At 62.8% G+C, this 19181-nt stretch carries 19 protein-coding genes and 2 pseudogenes; 13 read left to right on the top strand and 8 right to left on the bottom strand.

What is annotated here, in order from left to right:
* Positions 1-262 precede the first annotated feature (262 nt).
* Positions 263-763: a PaaI family thioesterase gene (locus IVA95_RS10465; RefSeq protein ID WP_247510397.1), complete on the bottom strand. Its 501-nt coding sequence runs from the start codon at positions 761-763 to the stop codon at positions 263-265.
* 199 nt (positions 764-962) lie between these two features.
* Positions 963-2153, bottom strand: a complete 1191-nt coding sequence (carA, locus tag IVA95_RS10460) for a glutamine-hydrolyzing carbamoyl-phosphate synthase small subunit (protein WP_247510396.1) — start codon at positions 2151-2153, stop codon at positions 963-965.
* Between the two features lie 700 nt (positions 2154-2853).
* Between carA and IVA95_RS10455 the strand changes: the two genes are divergently transcribed.
* The 7 genes and pseudogenes from IVA95_RS10455 (at position 2854) to IVA95_RS38760 (ending at position 8278) form a co-directional block, all read left to right on the top strand.
* The gene (locus tag IVA95_RS10455; RefSeq protein WP_247510395.1) at positions 2854-3309 is read left to right on the top strand and encodes a GatB/YqeY domain-containing protein; all 456 of its coding nucleotides are present in this window, start codon (positions 2854-2856) and stop codon (positions 3307-3309) included.
* 90 nt (positions 3310-3399) lie between these two features.
* A pseudogene (locus tag IVA95_RS10450) lies at positions 3400-4924 on the top strand (FAD-dependent oxidoreductase).
* Positions 4925-5059: 135 nt separating this feature from the next.
* A pseudogene (locus IVA95_RS10445) lies at positions 5060-6666 on the top strand (acyl-CoA synthetase).
* A gap of 31 nt (positions 6667-6697) precedes the next feature.
* Entirely contained in the window at positions 6698-7168 is a 471-nt protein-coding gene (locus tag IVA95_RS10440; RefSeq protein ID WP_247510394.1) for a MarR family transcriptional regulator, read from the top strand.
* Between the two features lie 84 nt (positions 7169-7252).
* The gene (locus IVA95_RS10435; protein ID WP_247510393.1) at positions 7253-7621 is read left to right on the top strand and encodes a nuclear transport factor 2 family protein; all 369 of its coding nucleotides are present in this window, start codon (positions 7253-7255) and stop codon (positions 7619-7621) included.
* A gap of 2 nt (positions 7622-7623) precedes the next feature.
* Entirely contained in the window at positions 7624-8067 is a 444-nt protein-coding gene (locus IVA95_RS10430; protein ID WP_247510392.1) for a hypothetical protein, read from the top strand.
* Positions 8068-8143: 76 nt separating this feature from the next.
* Positions 8144-8278: a hypothetical protein gene (locus IVA95_RS38760; protein ID WP_256470185.1), complete on the top strand. Its 135-nt coding sequence runs from the start codon at positions 8144-8146 to the stop codon at positions 8276-8278.
* Between the two features lie 8 nt (positions 8279-8286).
* On the opposite strand, the gene IVA95_RS10425 is transcribed toward IVA95_RS38760, so the two are convergent.
* The 4 genes from IVA95_RS10425 to IVA95_RS10410 form a co-directional block, all read right to left on the bottom strand.
* Positions 8287-10515 (bottom strand): ATP-binding protein, encoded by a 2229-nt coding sequence (locus tag IVA95_RS10425; protein ID WP_247510391.1) that lies wholly within the window; start codon positions 10513-10515, stop codon positions 8287-8289.
* A 366-nt stretch (positions 10516-10881) separates the two neighbouring features.
* Complete coding sequence (locus tag IVA95_RS10420) at positions 10882-11394, bottom strand: SRPBCC family protein (RefSeq protein ID WP_247510390.1); 513 nt, start codon at positions 11392-11394, stop codon at positions 10882-10884.
* Complete coding sequence (locus tag IVA95_RS10415) at positions 11391-11858, bottom strand: SRPBCC family protein (RefSeq protein ID WP_247510389.1); 468 nt, start codon at positions 11856-11858, stop codon at positions 11391-11393. Before IVA95_RS10415 ends, IVA95_RS10420 begins: the two co-directional genes overlap by 4 nt.
* Positions 11851-12165, bottom strand: coding sequence for a metalloregulator ArsR/SmtB family transcription factor (locus tag IVA95_RS10410; RefSeq protein ID WP_247510388.1), 315 nt, complete (start codon positions 12163-12165; stop codon positions 11851-11853). The genes IVA95_RS10415 and IVA95_RS10410 overlap by 8 nt, the downstream gene beginning before the upstream one ends.
* Positions 12166-12285: 120 nt before the next feature.
* Here IVA95_RS10410 and IVA95_RS10405 point away from each other — a divergent pair, with 120 nt between their 5' ends.
* The 3 genes from IVA95_RS10405 to IVA95_RS10395 all read left to right on the top strand — a co-directional run bounded on the left by IVA95_RS10405 (position 12286) and on the right by IVA95_RS10395 (position 15139).
* Positions 12286-13731, top strand: coding sequence for a hypothetical protein (locus IVA95_RS10405; RefSeq protein WP_247510387.1), 1446 nt, complete (start codon positions 12286-12288; stop codon positions 13729-13731).
* A 9-nt stretch (positions 13732-13740) separates the two neighbouring features.
* A complete protein-coding gene (locus tag IVA95_RS10400; RefSeq protein WP_247510386.1) occupies positions 13741-14295 on the top strand; it encodes a hypothetical protein in 555 nt (184 codons plus the stop codon).
* Between the two features lie 226 nt (positions 14296-14521).
* Positions 14522-15139 carry a LysE family translocator gene (locus IVA95_RS10395; RefSeq protein ID WP_247510385.1) on the top strand — a complete coding sequence of 206 codons (618 nt, stop codon included), beginning with the start codon at positions 14522-14524 and terminating at the stop codon, positions 15137-15139.
* A 68-nt stretch (positions 15140-15207) separates the two neighbouring features.
* On the opposite strand, the gene IVA95_RS10390 is transcribed toward IVA95_RS10395, so the two are convergent.
* Complete coding sequence (locus IVA95_RS10390) at positions 15208-16056, bottom strand: N-formylglutamate amidohydrolase (protein WP_247510384.1); 849 nt, start codon at positions 16054-16056, stop codon at positions 15208-15210.
* A 102-nt stretch (positions 16057-16158) separates the two neighbouring features.
* Here IVA95_RS10390 and IVA95_RS10385 point away from each other — a divergent pair, with 102 nt between their 5' ends.
* The 3 genes from IVA95_RS10385 to IVA95_RS10375 are packed head-to-tail and all read left to right on the top strand — an operon-like array spanning position 16159 to position 18326.
* Positions 16159-17079, top strand: coding sequence for a transglutaminase family protein (locus tag IVA95_RS10385; protein WP_247510398.1), 921 nt, complete (start codon positions 16159-16161; stop codon positions 17077-17079).
* Between the two features lie 3 nt (positions 17080-17082).
* Positions 17083-17895: a transglutaminase family protein gene (locus IVA95_RS10380; RefSeq protein ID WP_247510383.1), complete on the top strand. Its 813-nt coding sequence runs from the start codon at positions 17083-17085 to the stop codon at positions 17893-17895.
* A 32-nt stretch (positions 17896-17927) separates the two neighbouring features.
* The gene (locus IVA95_RS10375) at positions 17928-18326 is read left to right on the top strand and encodes a gamma-glutamylcyclotransferase family protein (RefSeq protein WP_247510382.1); all 399 of its coding nucleotides are present in this window, start codon (positions 17928-17930) and stop codon (positions 18324-18326) included.
* Between the two features lie 158 nt (positions 18327-18484).
* Here the strand turns inward: IVA95_RS10375 and IVA95_RS10370 are convergent, their stop codons facing one another.
* Positions 18485-19051 carry a chlorite dismutase family protein gene (locus tag IVA95_RS10370; RefSeq protein ID WP_247510381.1) on the bottom strand — a complete coding sequence of 189 codons (567 nt, stop codon included), beginning with the start codon at positions 19049-19051 and terminating at the stop codon, positions 18485-18487.
* Between the last annotated feature and the right edge of the window lie 130 nt (positions 19052-19181).

The raw sequence follows: 19181 nt of genomic DNA, 5'->3' as shown, positions 1-19181 counted from the left end.
CTCCGACCTTGTCGGAGCACCGGCCGCCTCCCCGAAATCCCCGCCATACCGATCGCTGCCTCCGAGGCCCTCAAAACGGCAACCGCGCAAAGGTCTCCATGGTGAGGAGGCGCCAACAGGTCCGCGCGTAGCGCGGCCCGATGACAGGCTCCGCGCCGTCTCTAACCACGAGGCCCGTGGCCCATTCTTCGAGACGCCGCTACGCGGCTCCTCAGGATGAGGTCTGAGTAACATCCTACAACTTCAAACCGCCCTCCGCGCCTCACGTTCCCTTTGGAATCTCGAAAACCAGACACGTCGTCGTCGCATGCGCGAGCAGGCGGCCGTTGGCGTCGGTGATCCGCGCCTCGGCGGTGGCGGCGCGGCGGCCGACATTGAGCGTCTTGCCCTCGGTGCGGACAGGCCCGGTATCCTTTGTCATGCCCTTGATGAAAGAGATCTTGAATTCCAGCGTGGTGTAGCCGGTGCCGGCGGGAAGGGCGGTATGCACCGCGAGCCCCATCGCGGAATCCAGCAGGATCGCGGCGTAGCCGCCATGCACCGAGCCGATCGGGTTGTAATGCCGAAAGCCGGGCACGCTGTAGAACACCACATGTCCCTTCTCGGCGGTGGAATCGAACGGCTCGACATTCTGCATGATGGGCGGGCACGGCAGCTTGCCTTCGAAGATGCCGCGCACGAAGTCGAGACCGGACATCGAGGCCATGACGTCGGTCGGCGCTACGCCGTATTCGACCTGCGGGGCGACGGGATCGTCGTCCATGGAGTTGGCTCCTGATTTCGATGATAAGTATCATATTAACCGGTGCCGATGCCCGCAACCATCGTGTCCCGGACGCGGTGCAGCGTGCAACGCTGCTCCGCAGAGCCGGGACCCATTGGCTGGGCTGGGATGGAGCGTGGGCCCCGGATCAGCAGCGCACCGCTTCGTGTTGCGCAGCATCCGGGGCACGAGCGCGCGCCTACGCCCGCTTCTTCGCCCGCATCAGATCCGCAAAGCGCTTGAACAGGTAATGCGAGTCGCGCGGCCCCGGCGAGGCTTCCGGGTGATACTGCACCGAGAATACCGGCTTGCCCTTGAGCTCGATGCCGCAATTGGAGCCGTCGAACAGCGAGATGTGAGTCTGCATCGCGCCCTCGGGCAACGTAGCCTGGTCGACGGCAAAGCCGTGGTTCATCGAGGTGATCTCCACCTTGCCGGTGGTCTCGTCCTTGACCGGATGATTGGCGCCGTGATGGCCCTGATGCATTTTTTTGGTCTTGGCGCCGACGGCCAGGCCCAGCATCTGATGACCCAAGCAAATACCGAAAGTCGGTGTGCCGGACTGGATCACCTGCTGAATTACGGGCACCGCATATTTGCCGGTCGCAGCCGGGTCGCCCGGGCCGTTGGAAAGAAACACGCCGTCCGGCTTCATCGCCAGAATGTCTTCGGCCGAGGTCGTCGCCGGCACCACCGTGACCTTGCAGCCTTCACCGGCCAAGAGCCGCAAAATGTTGCGCTTGATGCCGTAGTCGATCGCGACCACGTTGAACTCAGGTTCAGTCTGCCGGCCAAAGCCGTTCTGCCAGGCCCACGGCGTCTCATCCCAGGTAAAGCGCTGGCCCGAAGTCACCATCGGTACCAGATCCATGCCCTCCAGGCCGGGCCATTCGCGCGCCTCTTCCTTCAGGCCGTGCAGGTCGAACACGCCGTTCTTGGCATGCGCAATCACTGCGTTCGGCATGCCCTTTGAGCGGATCAACGCAGTCAGCGCCCTGGTATCGATGCCAGACAGCCCGATGATGCCGCGGGCGCGCAGCCACTGATCGAGGTGCCGCGTGGCGCGGTAGTTCGAGGGATCGGTGATGGCCGTGCGCAGGATCACGCCGCGCGCGCCCGGCGTCGCCGCCATGTTCACCGTCTCGATATCCTCGTCGTTGGTGCCGACATTACCGATATGCGGGAAGGTGAAGGTGATGAGCTGCCCGGCATAGGAGGGATCGGTGAGGATCTCCTCGTAACCGGTCATCGCGGTGTTGAAGCAGACTTCGCCGACGGCGTGGCCTTCCGCGCCGAGGCCAAAGCCCTCCAGCACGGTACCATCGGCAAGCACGAGGAGCGCGGTCGGTTTCTGGTCCGGCCAGGCTGAAGCATTTTCAGATGTTGTCATGAGCGCACTTCATAGTCGCAAGCGCCCCCGCCCGTCAAAGCCGGACGGCCAAGAAAAGCGGGGGATTCACATGCGTTTGCCGCATATTTAACAGCCGGTTCCGTCGTGTCAGCCGTTTTCGGCCAAATCCGGCCGAAGCGGGCGATCCGGCTTGACCAATTCGAGCTGGTCTCGCGCGTTCCCGGCCTCATGGCCTTGCCCCGGACTTATGTCCTCGCGGCTTCGATCGGCTCCGGCTGGCTAGCCGCAGTAGGCGACTTTCGCCCATCCAGGCAGCAGGAAAAAGATCACGGCAGCAAGATCAAGCGGGTAGAACAGAAGCAACTTGGTCTTCAGGGACATTGGCCGCGCGTTCGGCGGAGGAGGGTCGCCCGGGTAGATCTCGAGATGATCGAAGCTCCGGTCCAGGCCGAGCCTGTAGCATGAAGGCAATGAAGTCATAGGCCGGCACGAACAGAGTTATGAGCAGGAGACCGCCCGCCGCAATTAGGGTTTGCCATGACGGGCCAGCGCCGACAGGGAAAGCGGCACGCGCTTCGCACGAATAGGACCCGAAGCGGCTTGCCCAAAGCACCACAAGACACAATACCAGCGCAGCAAACTGCTTTTCGACCTTCATGCCAGTCCTTATATAGGCCGGGAGGATTAACCGAGCGTCTCTGGGCGAGACCTAATTCTCTGCATTCTCAGCGAGGAAATCATGCTGCGCGACGACATCAACAATGCGGTCAAGGACGCGATGAGGGCCAAGGACGAGCGCAAGCTCTCCACGCTCCGCATGGTCAATTCGACCATCAAGAACGCCGACATCGACGCGCGCGGGCAGGGCAAGCCGCCGCTCTCCGATGCGGACGTGCTCGGCGTGCTGCAGAAGATGATCAAGCAGCGTCAGGAATCGGTCGAGCTTTACGACAAGGGCGGCCGCGCCGAGCTCGCCGCGCAGGAGCGCGAGGAGATCGCGGTGATCTCGGCCTATCTGCCGAAGCAGATGTCGGACGACGAGGTGAAGGCCGCGATCTCGGCCGCCATCGCCGAGACCGGCGCCGCCGGCATGAAGGACATGGGCAAGGTGATCGGCGTGCTGCGCACGAAGTTTGCCGGGCAGATGGATTTCGGCAAGGCGAGCGGTTTGGTGAAGGCGGCGCTGACGGGATAAATTTTTCGTGCCCGGGAACCTTCGCGCGGATGAAACATCGAATGAGTTCAAACTCGGAGTGATGACGTAGCAACGCGAGCGGAGGAAGGCATGGCTGATCAGCAAGCGCCACCTGCCGGTCCCGATCTGTCAAAGGGCGCAGCCCCGTCCGAATTCGCGGGCCAGATGTTGCTCGGCCATGTCGGCGACGATGAAGTGCTGCTGGTGCGTTCGGGATCGGAAATTTTCGCGATCGGTGCGCATTGCACCCATTATCACGGGCCGCTGGCAGAGGGTCTCGTCACCGGCGAGGGCATCCGGTGCCCCTGGCATCATGCTTGTTTCGATTTGCGCACCGGCGAAGCCGTCCGGGCACCGGCGCTCAGCCCGGTCGCAGTCTGGAAGGTCGAGCAGCAAGACGGTCGCATCTTCGTTCGGGAAAAGCGCGAGCAGCCCAAGCCGCAGGTGATGGGCATCACCGATGCGCCCGGCAGAATCGTGATCGTCGGCGGTGGCGCGGCGGGTTTTGCCGCCGCCGAGATGCTGCGGCGGCAGGATTATCGCGGCAGCATCGTGATGCTGAGCCGTGAGGCCGCGGCACCGGTGGATCGGCCGAACCTGTCAAAAGACTATCTCGCCGGCAGCGCGCCGGAGGACTGGGTGCCGCTACGGCCGGATGATTTCTACGCCGAAGCGAAGATCGACCTGCGGCTCAACACCGAGGTCACGTCAATCGACGCTGGCGCGCGCCACGTCGTCACATCAGGTGGCGAGACCATCCCCTATGACCGCTTGCTGCTGGCGACCGGCGCGGAGCCGGTGCGGCTGCCGATACCTGGCGCGGACCAGCCCCATGTTCACGTATTGCGCTCGCTGGCCGATTCCCGCGCCATCATTGCAATGGCCGGAGGCGCGCGGCGCGCCGTCGTGATCGGCGCGAGCTTCATCGGGCTCGAAGTCGCGGCGTCGCTGCGCGCCAGAAATATCGAGGTCCATGTCGTAGGCCTCGAGCAGCGGCCGATGGAGCGCGTGCTGGGGCCCGAGATGGGCGACTTCGTCCGCGCTCTGCATGAAGAGCACGGCGTCATCTTCCATCTCGGCGATACCGTAACCGAGATCGACGGCAAACGCGCGACGCTGAAAAGCGGCGGCGCGATCGAGGCCGATATCGTGGTGGTCGGCGTCGGCGTGCGTCCGCCTTGAATTGGCCGAGAAGGCGGGGCTGGCAATCGATCGGGGCGTCACCATCAACGCCTATCTGGAAACCAGCGTCCCCGGCATCTATGCCGCGGGCGATATCGCGCGCTGGCCCGATCCGCATTCTCTTGAGACCATTCGCGTCGAACATTGGGTGGTGGCCGAGCGTCAGGGCCAGACCGCCGCGCGAAACATGCTCGGAGCGCGCGTGCCGTTCCATGCGGTGCCGTTTTTCTGGAGCCAGCATTACGATGTGCCGATCAATTATGTCGGTTACGCCGAGAAATGGGACGAAATCACCGTCGACGGCGACATCCCCGGCAAGGATTGCCTGCTGCAGTACAAGAGTAAAGGCCGCGTGCTGGCCGTCGCCTCGATCTATCGGGACATCGCAAGCCTCGAGGCAGAGCTTGCGATGGAGAAGGCGCGGGCGCCTTAAGTCAGGCCACAAAACGTAGCCCCGCGTCATGCCCGGGCTTGTCCCCGGCATCCACGTCTTTAAACTCGCGGCACGCAAGAAGGGGTGGACGGCCGGGATGAAGCCCGGCCACGACGAGAGGAAACAACCAAGGCCATGCTCACCGAAGCCTCCACCTACGACGAGCTCTACCGCAACTTCCGCTGGGACATTCCTGCTCGCTTCAATATGGCGACCGCGTGCTGCGACCGGAATGCGGATGGCTCAGGCCGGTTGGCGCTGATCTATGTCGACGAGGGCGGCGCCACTACGCGTACCTCGTTCGACCAGGTCGCCGAGCAGTCGCGCCGTTTTGCCAACGTTCTGAAAGCCGACGGCCTGTCGCGCGGCGACCGCGTCGCGGTGTTCCTGTCGCAATCGCTTGAATTGCCGATCGCGCATTTCGCCGCGTTTCGCTCAGGCATGATCTCGATCCCGCTGTTTGCGCTGTTCGGCGAGGACTGGAGTTCCGTCTGTCGAATTCCGAGGCCAAGGCTGTTGTTACCGACGAGGGCGGCTGGGAGAAGCTCGCGAAAATACGCGATCGTCTTCCTGAATTAAAAAACGTCTACGTCATCGGAGACCGCGCGCCTGCCGGCACAAAGCCGTTCTGGTCCTCGCTGAAGGCCGCGTCGCCGGATTTTGCCACCGTCGACACCGCAGCCGACGATCCCGCCTTGATCATCTACACCTCCGGCACTACAGGCAATCCGAAGGGCGCGCTGCATGCACATCGCGTTGTGCTCGGCCATCTGCCGAACGTCGAGATGTGCCACAATTTTCTCCCGCGGCCCGGCGACCTGATGTGGACACCGGCCGACTGGGCCTGGATCGGCGGGCTGATCAACGGCCTGCTGGCGTTCTGGTACCACGGCATTCCGCTCGTCGGCCATCGCGCGCGCAAATTCGAGCCGCAGGCGGCGATGGCGATGATGGCCGACCTAGGTATCCGCAACACGTTCCTGCCGCCGACCGCGCTGAAACTGATGCGGCAGGCGAATGTGAAAAATTCCGGCGTCAGACTGCGCAGCATTTTCACCGGCGGTGAATCGCTGGGCGGCGAATTGCTCGGCTGGGTGCGCGAAACCTTCGGCATCGACGCGCATGAAGTGTTCGGCCAGACCGAATGCAACCTCGTGATCGGTAGCAATTCGAACCTGTTTCCGATCCGTCCCGGCTCGATGGGCAAGGCGACGCCGGGGTTCGACGTCCGCATCGTCAACGATCGCGGCGAGGAATTGCCTAGAGGTGAGCGCGGCATCATCGGCGTACGCCAGCCCTGTCCCTGCACCATGCTCGAATACTGGAAGAATTCGGAAGCGACCGCAAAGAAATACGCCGGCGAATTTTTGCTGACCGGCGATCTCGGCGTGCAGGATGAAGACGGCTACTTCTGGTACGTCAGCCGCGAGGACGACGTGATTACCACCGCCGGCTATCGCGTCGGCCCTTCCGAGATCGAACATACGCTGATGAAGCATCCGGCGGTGGCGATGTCGGCGGTGGTCGGCATACCCGATCCGATCCGCACCGAATCCATCAAGGCCTGGATCGTGCTGCGTCCGGGCTTCGCCGCGAGCGATGAACTGGCGCGCGAGATCCAGGAGTTCGTGAAGGTGCAGCTCGCCGCCCACGAATACCCGCGCTTCGTGCAGTTCGCCGATACGCTGCCGATGACGGCGACGGGCAAGGTGCTGCGGCGGGAGTTGCGGGCGCTGGGGTAGGGCTCTTCGGTCAATTCGACGCGGTAGAAAAATGCAAAAGAAAACTTCTCACGCCGCGGGCCTGCACCGCGCCTCGCTCAAGAAGCTCCATGATTTGGATGCAGCGCTGGAGCTTATGTATTATGGCTGGCGCGGGATGACGCTCTCGGCCGACCAATATCTTGCCACGCTTGGCCTGTCGCGCCCGCACCATCGCATTCTCTATGTGGTTGCGCGACAGCCCAACATCTCGATCGGGTCGCTAATCGAGATCCTCGGCATATCCAAGCAAGCCGTGAACCGGCCGCTTAGCCTGTTGCTGCAGCGTAAACTTCTGACATCGAAGCGGTCGCCCGAGCAGCATCGCTCCAAATTATTGCTGCTGACGGAAGCCGGCCGGCGCATTGAGCAACGGGCATCTGGCTACGAGCGCAAGGTCCTGCGCGAGGCGTTTGATCGTGTCGGGCCGCCGGGCGCTGCCGCCTGGATGGCCGTCATGGGGGTCATTGCCGACAGCAATTGATAGCCTCTCAGGTCAACATGATTGACGTGAGGGTCGCCCTGTGTCATCTCTCTTCCCGGCAGTTGCACCGAGGAGGGCGCGAGCATGAGTGGACAGACAATGGACCGCGCGGCGGCCGGACGCTTTGTCGAGACGTGGTGCGCGAACTGGCGCAAGGTCGATATCGACGCGGTCGTTTCGCATTTCGCCGAAAACGCCGAGATGCGCAGCCCGCTGGCGCTCAAATTGATGGATTCCCCGGTAGTCGCTGGCGCCGAGAACATCCGTGCCTACTGGCAGAGGGCTTACGGTGGCATCGAGAGCGCAGACCTGAGAATCCTGAACTGGAGCTGGGACGATACAATCGCGCGCCTGACGGTGTGGTGGCAGCTGGGCGACGCGCGCGCCAGCGAGTTCATGGACTTCGACGGTGCTGGCCGTGTGGTGCGCAGCGAGGCCTTTTACGGAAAGTAGCCATGCGATTTTCGGATTTCGTCCTGCTCCTCAACACGCTCTGGTTCGGCGCCGCATTCATCCAGTTCAGCGTTGCCCAGGGCAATACGCTGAAGATACTGGTACCTCGGGAGGAGCGCGGAAATCCGATCGCCCCAACCTTGTCGGCCAGCGTTGCGTTTCTGGGCGGGATCAATCTGCCGATCGGCATCCTGTCGCTGTATCTGTTGGTCGCCCGGCCGGCCTTCTTTCAAGCGATCGAAGCGCAGCTCGCGTTGTTCCTGTTCTTCGCCGCGTGTCACTTCAGTCAGTTCGCCTACAACCTTCCGGTCCTGATGCGCGGCGGGCGCGTCGGAGTGGCGTATTGGCCCGTGTTGAAGGGGCCGATGCTCCGGATTTTTGTCATGGATGCGATGCTGTTCGCGGCGAATCTTGCCGTGGCCCTCCTGCTCGTGTCCCGTTCCTGACAAAGCGCAATCCCGTGTGCCGGCGGCTGTAGAGCGGGGGGCAGGGAACCACCTGCGCCCGCTACCGATGATCGGCTTGGTAGCCCTGATCGTGGTGCTGCTCGCGGTATCGGCGATGCCATACTTCCTCGGCCTGGTGGTGACACTGCCGGTGCTCGGCCACACCACGTGGCACCTTTACCGCCGGATCATCGCGCCGGTGGCGGCGTAGGGCAGTGATCAGTTCGCCTTCAGGACCGAGCGCAGCATCGATGCGAGATCGTGCCGGCGGTAAGGCTTGTTGAGGATCCGTACGTCGCGGCCGCTGCCGTCCGTCGCCTCGACGGGATGTTCGCTATGGCCGGAGGTGAGGAGAATCTTCAAGTGAGGCCGCAGGCGGGCTGCTTGCTTCGCAAGCTCGGTTCCGAACATGCCGCCGGGCATCACGACGTCCGTGAACAGAAGATGGATGTTCTCCGGGCCGCGCAATATTTCGAGCGCCGCGCGCGCGTTGGGCGTGACGATGACGCGATAGCCGAGCGCCTTCAATTCGCCTTCAACATACCCGCGCACCATGTCGTCGTCCTCGACGACGAGGATGGTCTCGCTGCCGGTCGGCGCGGCTGGCTGATTGGCGGACGGCGCTGCGCTTGTCTGAGGCGTCCCGACGCGGGGGAAGAACAGCTTGACGGCGGTGCCATGTCCCGGTTCGGAGCGTATCTGCATCGACCCGCCGGATTGCTGCGCGAACCCGTAGACCATGCTCAGGCCGAGACCCGTGCCTTTGCCCACCTCCTTGGTGGTGAAGAACGGCTCGAAAGCGCGGCTGGATACTTCGGGCGTCATGCCGGTGCCGGTGTCGGTCACGGCGACCATGACATAATAGCCGGGACGCGCCTCGCCGTTGACGTCCACGTCGGATTCACCGAGCGAGGTATTTTGCACCTCGACCGTCAGCTTGCCGCCTGATGGCATGGCGTCGCGCGCATTCAGCACCAGGTTGAGCAGTGCCGAGGCCAGTTGGCCGGGATCGACGCTGGCCCGCCACAGGTCTTGGTCAAGCCGGAATTCACAGTCGATATGCTCGCCGAGCGTCCGGCGCAGCAACTGCTCCATGCCGACGATCTTCTGGCCGATGTCGATGTGCTTCGGCATCAAGGGCTGCTTGCGCGCGAAGGCGAGCAGGCTGCGCGTCAGGTCCGAGCCGCGTTCGGCGGCGGTCGCGATGCTCTCGGCGATTTTTTGCAGCTCTTTGTGCGCCGCAAGCTTCTCGGCAAGATGCTCCGCATTGCCGAGAATGACGGTCAACAGGTTGTTGAAATCATGCGCCACGCCGCCGGTGAGCTGACCCATCGCCTCCATTTTCTGGGATTGGGTGAGCTTCTGGTTGAGCTCGTCGATGGCGGCGCGCTGACGTTCGAGGGATTCGGCGGTGCCGTTGAGCAATGTCATCAGCCCCCCGAGTTCACCCCGCGGATGGGGTGGAGCAATCCGTGCGCTCAGATCGCCAACTCCGAGCTTCGTCGCCATCGCTGCCAGGCGCCCGACCTGACGGCCGATACTCATCGTCGCCAGAATCCATACGCCTGCGAGCAACAGCAGCGAGGCTACCGCAAGCATCGCCAGGTCCTCGTAGAGGCGGCGATTGGCAGCGGCGACCAGACCGTCCTTGGCCCGTCCGACCATGATGTAAAGTCCGGCATCGCGCACCGAGGGCGAGCGCGCGGCGGCCCAGACATGGCTTCGGCCGTCGCGGCCGGCCACTTCGCGGAACGGCTCGCGATTAGCTGAGGTCGCAAACCGGAACAGCTCCGAATTTGCAATCGATGCGCCGGCCGGCTCGGTCCAGTCCTTGCCCTCGGGCGCGACGAGGATCGTGCCTTTCCTGTCAACCAGCAGAATCTGGCTGTCGTTCGACAGCCGTTTGTCGTGGTCATCGGCGAATTTCTTCAGATTGAACGAGGCGAGCAGGATGAACTTCAGCTCTGCTGTTTCCGAACGAACGGGATAGGCGATCTGTAACACGGAGGTCCCCGTCAACCGGCCGAACACAGGCTGCAGTGTGACGATGCCGTGTGCAACCAGCGCCTGCTTGAAATATTCGCGATCCCTGAGATCGAGCGTCCTATCGGTTCGTAACGAGTCGCAGAACAGGCTGCCGTCCGGATTGATGGTCAAGATACCGGTGTACCGCGGATACTCTTCGCGCACGGCGGACAGGAAGGCGGAGCAAGCCGCCTTGTCGCGCGTATCGAGATCGCGGGCGCGGGCGAGACCATAGTGAAGCTGGGCCGTGCCCTGAATTTTCTCGTCGAGGTCGCCCAAAATCTCGTTGGCGGTTGCCGACAGACTGGCACGTGCGGCGTCGATGTCGCCTGCGCGATTCTGCAAGAAGCGCAGTCCCACAAGGATGGCCGGCACCAGCATCGCGGCAATTACTAGTATCAATAGCCGGGTGCGCAGGCTCATCGGTGCGTCGTTCCGCGCTCAATCAGCGGTTCTTGTTGCGATAGAATAACGTTCGGAAGCTGCGAAGCAGCCGTCTGATCTACTTATGCTGGAATATCTTTTAGGCGGGCTTGAGTCCACTCGTGGGTGCGTCCTCACCCATTCAGCCGTCATCATCCGCGCAGTGTTTAGTCCGGAGGCGGGTGATCCAGTGTTCCAAGACAGCCGTGATGAATCGAGAAGCCGCAGCGTACTGGATACCCCGCATGCGCGGGGTATGACAGCGTGAAGGTAACGATAGTACCTCTGCAGACCAATCGATCAAGTTTGTTCCAAAGAACGGCCGCGAAGTTTGGGACCGTGGATTCGCAGGGACGACAGCGAGACCTAAGGCGTCCCGATCCCCAATTCCTTCAGCGCGGCCAGCATCCGCTCCGGCGGCTGCATCTTGATTGTCAGCGCATTGCCGGTCTCCAGCAGGCTCTTCAGGCTCGACAGGATTGCGGGCCAGCCTGTACGTCCGCCGGACAGGATGTCGTCGCTGATCTCCCGGTCATGCGATTGCAGCATCGTCAGTTTGACTGCATCGCCGACCTGCTCGATCTCGTAGGTGACGAGCGTTGGCCCGAGCTTTTCGAGCAGCGCCGGCCAGTTGACGTTGAAGGTGACGGTGAGCTTCCTCAGCGGCTCGCACTCGATCACCTCGCCCGAGATATGCAGGGCGCCGTCCGGTGTGCGCATGATGAAGGCACCGCCGACCCTGAGATCGACCTCGACCGCCTGGCCGGAGAAATACTGCCTGGAAAACTCCGCCTGCGTCAGCGCCTCCCACACTTTCTCCGGCGTCGAGGCGATGTAGATGGTGTAGACAATGGCGGGCTTGAAGTTCTTGACGTTCATGACACACCTTCGATGCCGAGAGCGGAAACCGGAATTTCGAGCGCGGTACCGGATTCCAGCAGGCTCTTGAGGCTGGACATAATGGCCGGCCATCCCTTGGAGATGCCGTCCAACAGCTTGCTTCCCTCTGCAAATCCTTCATGCGTGAGCGTGAGCTTTACGAATCTGCCGTGCTGCTCGATGGTGAAGACGACCTTCGTAGCCTTCTCATTGCGGTATGCCTCGTCGGTCACGTGCTTGAAAGTGTAGGAGAGCCGTCGCGGCCGATCGGCCTCGAGAATCTCCCCGGTATCGGTCGTGGTGCCGTTCATGACCAGCGCCAGCGGCGAGCCGACCTTCCAGTCGGATTTCAGCTCGGTGCCGAACCAGTAACGTTTGGAGAACTCGCTGGACGTCAGTGCCTCCCACAATTTCTCCGGCGTGCTCTCGATATAGATGACGTAGACGAATTCCGGCTTACTCATCACGCTTCTCCAATTGCCGTTTCAACTCGCTGAGCGCAATGAGTTTCCCGCGCTCGAATTTCCTGATCCAGCGTTCGCCGATCTGATGGATCGGAACCGGATTGAGGTAGTGCAGCTTCTCGCGGCCATGCTTGTGCGTCGTGACGAGGTTGGCCGCCTCGAGAATCCCAAGGTGCTTGGTCACGGCCTGCCGCGTCATGTCGAGGCCGTCGCAAAGCTCGTTCAGCGTCTGTCCGTTTTTGGCGTGAAGCCTGTCCAGCAGCGAACGCCGTGACGCGTCGGCGAGCGCTTTGAAGACCTCATCCATGCTGGAAATAATAGGCAACCGAAAGGTTGCATGTCAAGCGTGTGTTTTGGGGCGCAGTCCAAGGCTGTGTTATCGTGCCGTCAGCCAACACAGATTGGTTTTGAACAGTCGGGGTGGAACATGAGCGGTCGCCTCAAACTCGCAGCTTGTTTCTCGATCTATTTCCTCGCAAGCTCAGATATCGCTTTTGCGCAGCAACAGGTGATCGGCGCGCCGCCCGAAGCACTCAACATGAAGTTGGTTGGAACCAGCGACCTGCAGGCGCGCAGCGCCTACCAGCCGACCATCCATCATCAGGGCGACCGCTGGATCGCCTATATCGGCCATCACGGCGGCAGCGACGAGATTCCGGCGCCGGTCAATCCGCAGACTGGCAAGGCCGAACCGAACGGCACGTCGATCGTCGACGTCACCGATCCCTCACAGCCGAAATATCTGCGCCACCTTCCGGGTCAGGAGGGCAAGTATGAAGGCGGCGGCGCGCAGATGGTGCGGATCTGCGACGGCAAGGCGCTGCCAAGGGGCGATCGCAACGCGGTCTATATGCTGCGCACCTTCGGCGGCGAGGCGCACGAGATCTGGAACGTTGCCTATCCCGCCAATCCCGTGCTGATCACGCGGATTGCGGGATTGAAGGACACGCACAAGAGCTGGTGGGAATGCGACACCGGCATTGCCTTCCTGGTGTCGGGCGCGCCGGACTGGCGCACGCGCCGCATGACGCAAGTCTATGATCTTTCCGATCCCGCGCACCCGCAGAAAATCCGCGATTTCGGTCTTCCCGGTCAGGAGCCGGGCTCGACCGGTGCGGTGCCGACCGAATTGCACGGGCCGATCTCGACGGGGCCTTCCGGCAACCGGATCTATTTCGGCTACGGCACCAACAAGGGCGGGATTTTGCAGATCGTCGATCGCGAGAAACTGCTCAACGGGCCCAAAGAGCCAACCCCGGACAATCTGCGCGCGCCGGAAATTGCGCGGCTGACCATGTCGCCGTTCAACGGCGCGCATACGACGTTTCCGATGCCGGGAATGCCGATTGCGGAATTCGCGCGCGACAAGGACGGCAAGACCCGCGACATCATGATGATCGTCAATGAGGCGATTTTGAACGAATGCAACGAGCCGCGGCAGATGGTGTGGTTCGCCGACGTCACCGTCGAGAACCGCCCGATGATGATATCGAGCTATACGGTGCCGGAGGCGAGCGGGACCTTCTGCGAGCGGGGCGGGCGATTCGGCGCGCATTCTTCCAACGAGAGCATGGCGCCGGTTTTCTACAAGAAGATGGCCTTCATCTCCTTCTTCAACGCCGGCGTCCGCGCGCTCGACATTCGTGATCCCTATCATCCAAGGGAAGTCGGCTATTTCATCCCGTCGATCACGGCGGCGACCGACAAGCGCTGCGTCAAGATCGACGGCAAGGATCGCTGCAAGGTCGCGATCCAGACCAACAATGTCGAAACCGACGAGCGCGGCTACATCTACATCGTCGACCGCGCCAATACCGGCCTGCACATTCTCGAATTGACCGGCCCGGCGCGCGCCGTCGCCGGTCTGCCGTGAGGGGCGGTGATGCGTCGATGGCCGGTCATCGTTGTTGCGGCCGTGGCGCTCGGTGCGTTGTCGGGCGCGGCGGCCTACCAGCACATCGTGCCGCGCCAAGGCGAACAGAAAGGCGCGTGGCAGGAAATCGCCTGGCCATTCCCGCGCGACGGCTGGCCCGCGGGACGCGCGTTTCGTTGCCGCGGCGCCTCGTGTGGCGATGGCATCGAGGTATACGTTCGGCCGAAAATCGGCTTTTGTAACTGCGATCGCGGCGTCGCCGATGACGACGAAGTCGATCGTGTCGCCGATGTTGATTTGATCAGCGAGTCCTTCGTGCCGCTCGCGCCGGGCGAGGTCGTCCAGGTCGCCGATATGGCCGGGCGGATCAGGGCCTATGATCTCAAACTGTCCGACGGCTTGCGGCGCGTCGCCATCGGCATCGCCGTCTCGCGCCGCTGCGACCTCCTCGTCGCCGTCGCGCAAGGTAACGGTGACGCGCCTGAGGTGCGGCGCGCGGCGCTGGCGCTGCTGGCGGCCCGCGAAATGACGCGCTGGATGATGGCTGCGATGGATGAACGATGAGGCGGTGCTTGCTAACCTCGCCCGGCTTGCGGGGAGAGGTCGGATCGCATCGAAGATGCGATCCGGGTGGGGGGTTCAGGTCTATCAACGGCCACAGTTCGCGGAGAGAGCCCCTCACCCCGACCCTCTCCCCGTAAAGAACGGGGAGAGGGAGTTGGAGCGCGGCTTCCATCTGTGTCCTCCGCATGCATAATGACGTAATCGCTCTCCCACCGAGTTCTCCTCCATGTCCCTTCAGGTCTATCTCGCCTTTGTCGCCGCCTGCATTGCGCTCGCGCTGTTGCCGGGCCCGGTGGTCACGCTGCTGATCGCGAACGGCCTGCGGCACGGCACGCGCGCGGCGCTGATCAATTGCGCCGGTGCTCAAACCGGGCTTGCCATCGTGATCGGCATCGTTGCAGTCGGGCTGACATCGCTGATGGCGACCATGGGCTACTGGTTCGACTGGGTGCGCTTTGCCGGCGCGGCCTATCTGATATGGCTCGGCATCAAGCTGATCTGGTCGCCCGCGGAAGGCGTCAACGCCGACGAGCCGCCACCGCCGCCGCGCGGCGGATTTTTCCTGCAGGGCCTGCTGGTGCTGCTCTCCAATCCGAAGGTGCTGGTGTTCTTCGGCGCGTTCATTCCGCAGTTCATGGACATGGAGAAGGACCATTTCCCGCAGGTGGCGCTGCTCGGCATCACCTTCATGGTGATCGCCGCTTCGACCGACGCGATCTATGCGCTGCTCGCCGGCCGTGCGCGAATGTTCTTCTCCAAAGAGCGGACGCGGCTGGTGTCGCGCGTCTCCGGCGGCTTCATGATCGGCGGCGGCATCTGGCTGGCACTGACGCGGGCAAAGTGAACTCGCGGTCTATGTGATGTGCTGGTCCCGATCGGCCGCGAGCTGTGTCGCATGCAGCGGTGTGCTCCCTAGCCTCCACCCGCAAGGGGGGAGGGAACGCGACCTTCGCCCTGGCGAGACCCGATCAGTTGCTGCTTGCGCAACATCTGCTCAATCTCGCCAAGAATCCGCGCCAGCCGCTCCGCCCATGCCTTCTCGCCCGCCTGATCCGAAATCAGGTCCTGACGAATTTCGATGCCCGTATTCATCAGCCCGCGCGCCTCGCCATGCACGGGGATCGTGTAATCAGTCTCGTCGCTGACCGCATAAGGCTCGTTGTCGCCGACCACGAGATCGCCCTCGGCGCGCAACAGCTTTAGCAAGAGCGGCGGCAGATGCTTGTCGCGATGGTAGAGCGTGCCGATGTGCCAAGGCCGTGCAATCCCGGCATAGATGGGCGTGAAACTGTGTAGCGACACCAGCACTGTCGGCATGGCAGCGTTTCCGCGCTGGTCGATGATCTCGTCGATGCGCCGGTGGTAGGGATCGAAGATCTGCGCCCGCCGTATCGCGGCGGCCTCGCGCGAAATGCCTTCATTGCCGGGAATCGTAGTTGCCTCGCTGATGCGCGGGATCGAGCCTGCGACGTGCGGCGGGCGGTTGCAGTCGATGACGAGCCGTGAGTAGCGCTGCACGATCAGATGGGCATCGAGATGTTTTGAAAGTGCTTCCGCGACCCCGGCAATTCCGATGTCCCAGGCGATATGGCGTGTCAGTTCGCTCTCGGGCAGGCCGAGATCGCCGAGCACGCGCGGAATCAGCCTTCCATAGTGATCGCACGTGAGCAGGAACGGCGAGCGCCCTGATTCGTTGTATTCATGGACTGGAGGAGCATCTTCGGTGCTAAGGAGCAGGGCTGTGCTGGTGGCGTCGTTCAAAGCGTTTTCCTTGGAGTATTGCCTATCGAAGCGGCACCCCGATCCACAATTGGGCAGGATTCGACCTGGATCAGACCTGCCAGAATCGACCATTGTTTGACGATGCCGCTCCTGACCATCAACCACAAGACCGTTTATCGCTACACCCGCCCGGTCATATTCGGCGAGCACCGCATCATGCTGCGCCCGCTGCCGGGACATGACTTAAGGATCCGCGCAAGCGAACTCGAGATCGAACCGAAGCCGATGTCGTTGCGATGGATTCACGACGTGTTTGGCAACACGGTTGCGATCGCGACTTTCGACGAGCGCGCCGACACCTTATCGTTCACCGCAACCGCTACGGTCGAGCACAATCCGGCGGAAGAGTTTGCGCTGACGCCGGACGATCCCGCCTACTTCTATCCGTTCCTCTACGATGACGAGGAATTTCCCGACCTGTTGCAATTCGTCACGCCGCAATATGGCGACCCCAACGGCGAGCTGTCGGGTTGGGCGCGGAAATTTCTGGACGCCGAGGCGCCGACGCCAACCTTCAAGATCCTGAGCGGCATGACGCATGGCATTCGCGAGGCCTTTACTTATCGCAAGCGCCATGAGCGGGGCACCCAGCATCCGCTCGACACGCTGCAGACTGGCTCCGGTACCTGCCGGGACTATGCGCTGTTCATGATCGAGGCGCTGCGCCGGCTCGGCATCGCCGCGCGCTTCGTCTCCGGCTACATCTTCATTCCCGGCGACGGCGCGCATGGTCATGTCGGCGGCGGCTCGACGCATGCCTGGGTGCAGGTCTATCTGCCGAGCGCAGGGTGGATCGAGTTCGATCCGACCAACGGCATCGTCGGCACCCGCGATCTCATTCGCGTCGCGGTGGCGCGCGATCCGCGCCAGGCAATTCCGTTGCATGGCACTTATCTCGGCTCGCCTGACGCGTTTGCCGGGATGGAGGTCAGCGTCAACGTCGTCTCGGCCGGCCAAGAGACGGAAGCGCAGCACGAGGTACAGCAGGCGGAAAAGGTCTGAGCCATGGAGATCAAGGTCGGCTTTGAAATTGCCTATGCGGCCGTACAGCCGACGCCGATGGTGATCATGCTCTCGATTCATCCGTCGCGCTTTTCCGACATCGTCGGCACCGAGCGCATTGTAGCCGAGCCCGATGTGCCGATCGGCTTCTACCGCGACAGCTTTGGCAACGTCTGCGGCCGGCTGGTCGCACCCGCTGGCGGCGTCACGCTGCGCGGCGACGCGCTGGTGCGCGATTCCGGCCTGCCGGACGCCGTAGTGCCGACCGCGCAGCAATTGCCGATCGATCAACTGCCGGATGAAGTGCTGCAATATTTGATGCCAAGCCGGTATTGCGAGACCGACAAGCTCACCGATATTGCCTGGTCTTTATTCGGCAACACAGCGCCGGGCTGGGCGCGGGTGCAGGCCATCGTCGACTTCGTGCACAACCACGTCAGCTTCGGCTATCAGCACGCCCATCACATGAAGTCGGCGCACGACGTCTACGCGGAGGGCGCCGGCGTCTGCCGCGACTTTGCGCACCTGGCGCTGACCTTCTGCCGCTGCATGAACATTCCGGCGCGCTACTGCACCGGCTATCTCGGCGACATCGGCGTGCCCCGCGATCCCGCGCCGATGGATTTTTCCGGCTGGTTCCAGGTCTATCTCTCCGGCCAATGGTACACCTTCGACGCCCGCCATAACGTGCCGCGGATCGGCCGTATCCTGATGGCCACCGGCCGGGATGCTGCCGACGTCGCGCTGACCACGAGTTTTGGCCGGATGGATCTGGTGAAGTTTTTCGTCATCAGCGAGGAGGTCGTGCCGGCTTGATCCCGGACGCGTTGACGGGATAAGTGCGCGCCATGATTTCAGATCGACTGTTCGTCTACGGCACGCTGATGCGCGGCTTCGACCATCCGATGGCGCAGCTATTGTCGCGCAGTGCGGATTTTTTGGGCACGGCTACCTGTCGTGGCCGGCTCTATCTCATCAAGCATTATCCGGGGCTGGTGCTGTCGGATGACGCCAACGAAATCGTGTTCGGTGAACTCTATCGCCTGCGCGATCGCGACGCGTTGCTGGCCGAGTTCGACATGTATGAGGCCTGCGGCGCCGGATTTCCGGAACCGACGGAATACATCCGCCGGATGCTGCAAGTGACGCTGGAAGACGGCTCGGCGGGCGAGGCGTGGACCTATGTCTACAACTGGCCCGTCACCGGCCTGCCGCGTATTGCGTCGGGGAAGTTTTTGGAGAACTAGCTCGCATGTCCCGGACGCGGTGCAGCGCTCCTGGCGATGCGAAGCATCGTCCAGTGCGCTGCGCCGCAGAGCCGGGACCCATGCTCGTTATGCCGCACGTGTGGCCCCGGCTTAGCAGCGCATCACTATCGTGCTGCGCAGCATCCGGGGCACGAGCATCACCCAGCATCCAGCCTTTCCCGTTCCAGCCTGATGTCCACCTCGCGCTCGACATATTTCCACTCCTCGGTCGCGCGCAGCGTGCGGACTAACTCCTCGAACGCGTCGGCATGCTCGGGCGCGTATTCGAACCAGGTGAGGAAGTCGAAAGCCTCGCCGAGATCGCGGCTGTGATAGAGCTGGCGGGCGATCGCCGGCAGGTATTTCAGGCTATCGGCGATGTGATGCGATCTGTCCTCAAAGATCTGCCGCCGCTCCTCCTGCGTCAGGTCCCACCACGCCGCCGATTTCTTGATCGGGATCAGCGCCGCATAGGTCGCCTCAGGTCGGCCGATCTCGGCCCGCACGGCATCAAGCTGCGTCTTCTCGGCGCGCTCGGTATAGCGCAGATGGCTGGCGACGCCGGCCAGCCGCCACGAGGTCGGCGAGGGCAGGATCGGCAGTGCAATCGATAGGGAATGCACGACCGACAGCGACGGCGTCGGCGAAAGCGACGCGCCCTTCACCGGCGCAAACCGCGTCACCCGCCACGCCCCGCTCCTGCCACCCCGGAACACCGTGAACATGCGGGGTATGGAAGCGCGGAACCGCAGGCGATTCAAGCGTCGTCGCGGGCCGCACACTCCGTCATGCCCGGGCTTGTCCCGGGCATCCACGTCTTTCTTTCTCCGTTGTGGCAGGCAAAGACGTGGATGG

The organism is Bradyrhizobium sp. 157 (assembly GCF_023073815.1).
Lineage (GTDB): Bacteria > Pseudomonadota > Alphaproteobacteria > Rhizobiales > Xanthobacteraceae > Bradyrhizobium.
Note: the sequence above shows the minus strand (reverse complement) of the source record. Positions and strands in the feature narration are given on the sequence as shown.

Coding starts and splice junctions, on each gene's coding strand:
- IVA95_RS10405 (WP_247510387.1), top strand. CDS start 12,286: ATGAGCGGTCGCCTCAAACTCGCAGCTTGTTTCTCGATCTATTTCCTC.
- IVA95_RS10425 (WP_247510391.1), bottom strand. CDS start 10,515: ATGAGCCTGCGCACCCGGCTATTGATACTAGTAATTGCCGCGATGCTG.
- IVA95_RS10455 (WP_247510395.1), top strand. CDS start 2,854: ATGCTGCGCGACGACATCAACAATGCGGTCAAGGACGCGATGAGGGCC.
- IVA95_RS10400 (WP_247510386.1), top strand. CDS start 13,741: ATGCGTCGATGGCCGGTCATCGTTGTTGCGGCCGTGGCGCTCGGTGCG.
- IVA95_RS10440 (WP_247510394.1), top strand. CDS start 6,698: ATGCAAAAGAAAACTTCTCACGCCGCGGGCCTGCACCGCGCCTCGCTC.
- IVA95_RS10380 (WP_247510383.1), top strand. CDS start 17,083: ATGGAGATCAAGGTCGGCTTTGAAATTGCCTATGCGGCCGTACAGCCG.
- IVA95_RS10430 (WP_247510392.1), top strand. CDS start 7,624: ATGCGATTTTCGGATTTCGTCCTGCTCCTCAACACGCTCTGGTTCGGC.
- IVA95_RS10385 (WP_247510398.1), top strand. CDS start 16,159: ATGCCGCTCCTGACCATCAACCACAAGACCGTTTATCGCTACACCCGC.
- IVA95_RS10465 (WP_247510397.1), bottom strand. CDS start 763: ATGGACGACGATCCCGTCGCCCCGCAGGTCGAATACGGCGTAGCGCCG.
- IVA95_RS10375 (WP_247510382.1), top strand. CDS start 17,928: ATGATTTCAGATCGACTGTTCGTCTACGGCACGCTGATGCGCGGCTTC.
- IVA95_RS10420 (WP_247510390.1), bottom strand. CDS start 11,394: ATGAACGTCAAGAACTTCAAGCCCGCCATTGTCTACACCATCTACATC.
- IVA95_RS10415 (WP_247510389.1), bottom strand. CDS start 11,858: ATGAGTAAGCCGGAATTCGTCTACGTCATCTATATCGAGAGCACGCCG.
- IVA95_RS10395 (WP_247510385.1), top strand. CDS start 14,522: ATGTCCCTTCAGGTCTATCTCGCCTTTGTCGCCGCCTGCATTGCGCTC.
- IVA95_RS10435 (WP_247510393.1), top strand. CDS start 7,253: ATGAGTGGACAGACAATGGACCGCGCGGCGGCCGGACGCTTTGTCGAG.
- carA (WP_247510396.1), bottom strand. CDS start 2,153: ATGACAACATCTGAAAATGCTTCAGCCTGGCCGGACCAGAAACCGACC.
- IVA95_RS10370 (WP_247510381.1), bottom strand. CDS start 19,051: ATGTTCACGGTGTTCCGGGGTGGCAGGAGCGGGGCGTGGCGGGTGACG.
- IVA95_RS10410 (WP_247510388.1), bottom strand. CDS start 12,165: ATGGATGAGGTCTTCAAAGCGCTCGCCGACGCGTCACGGCGTTCGCTG.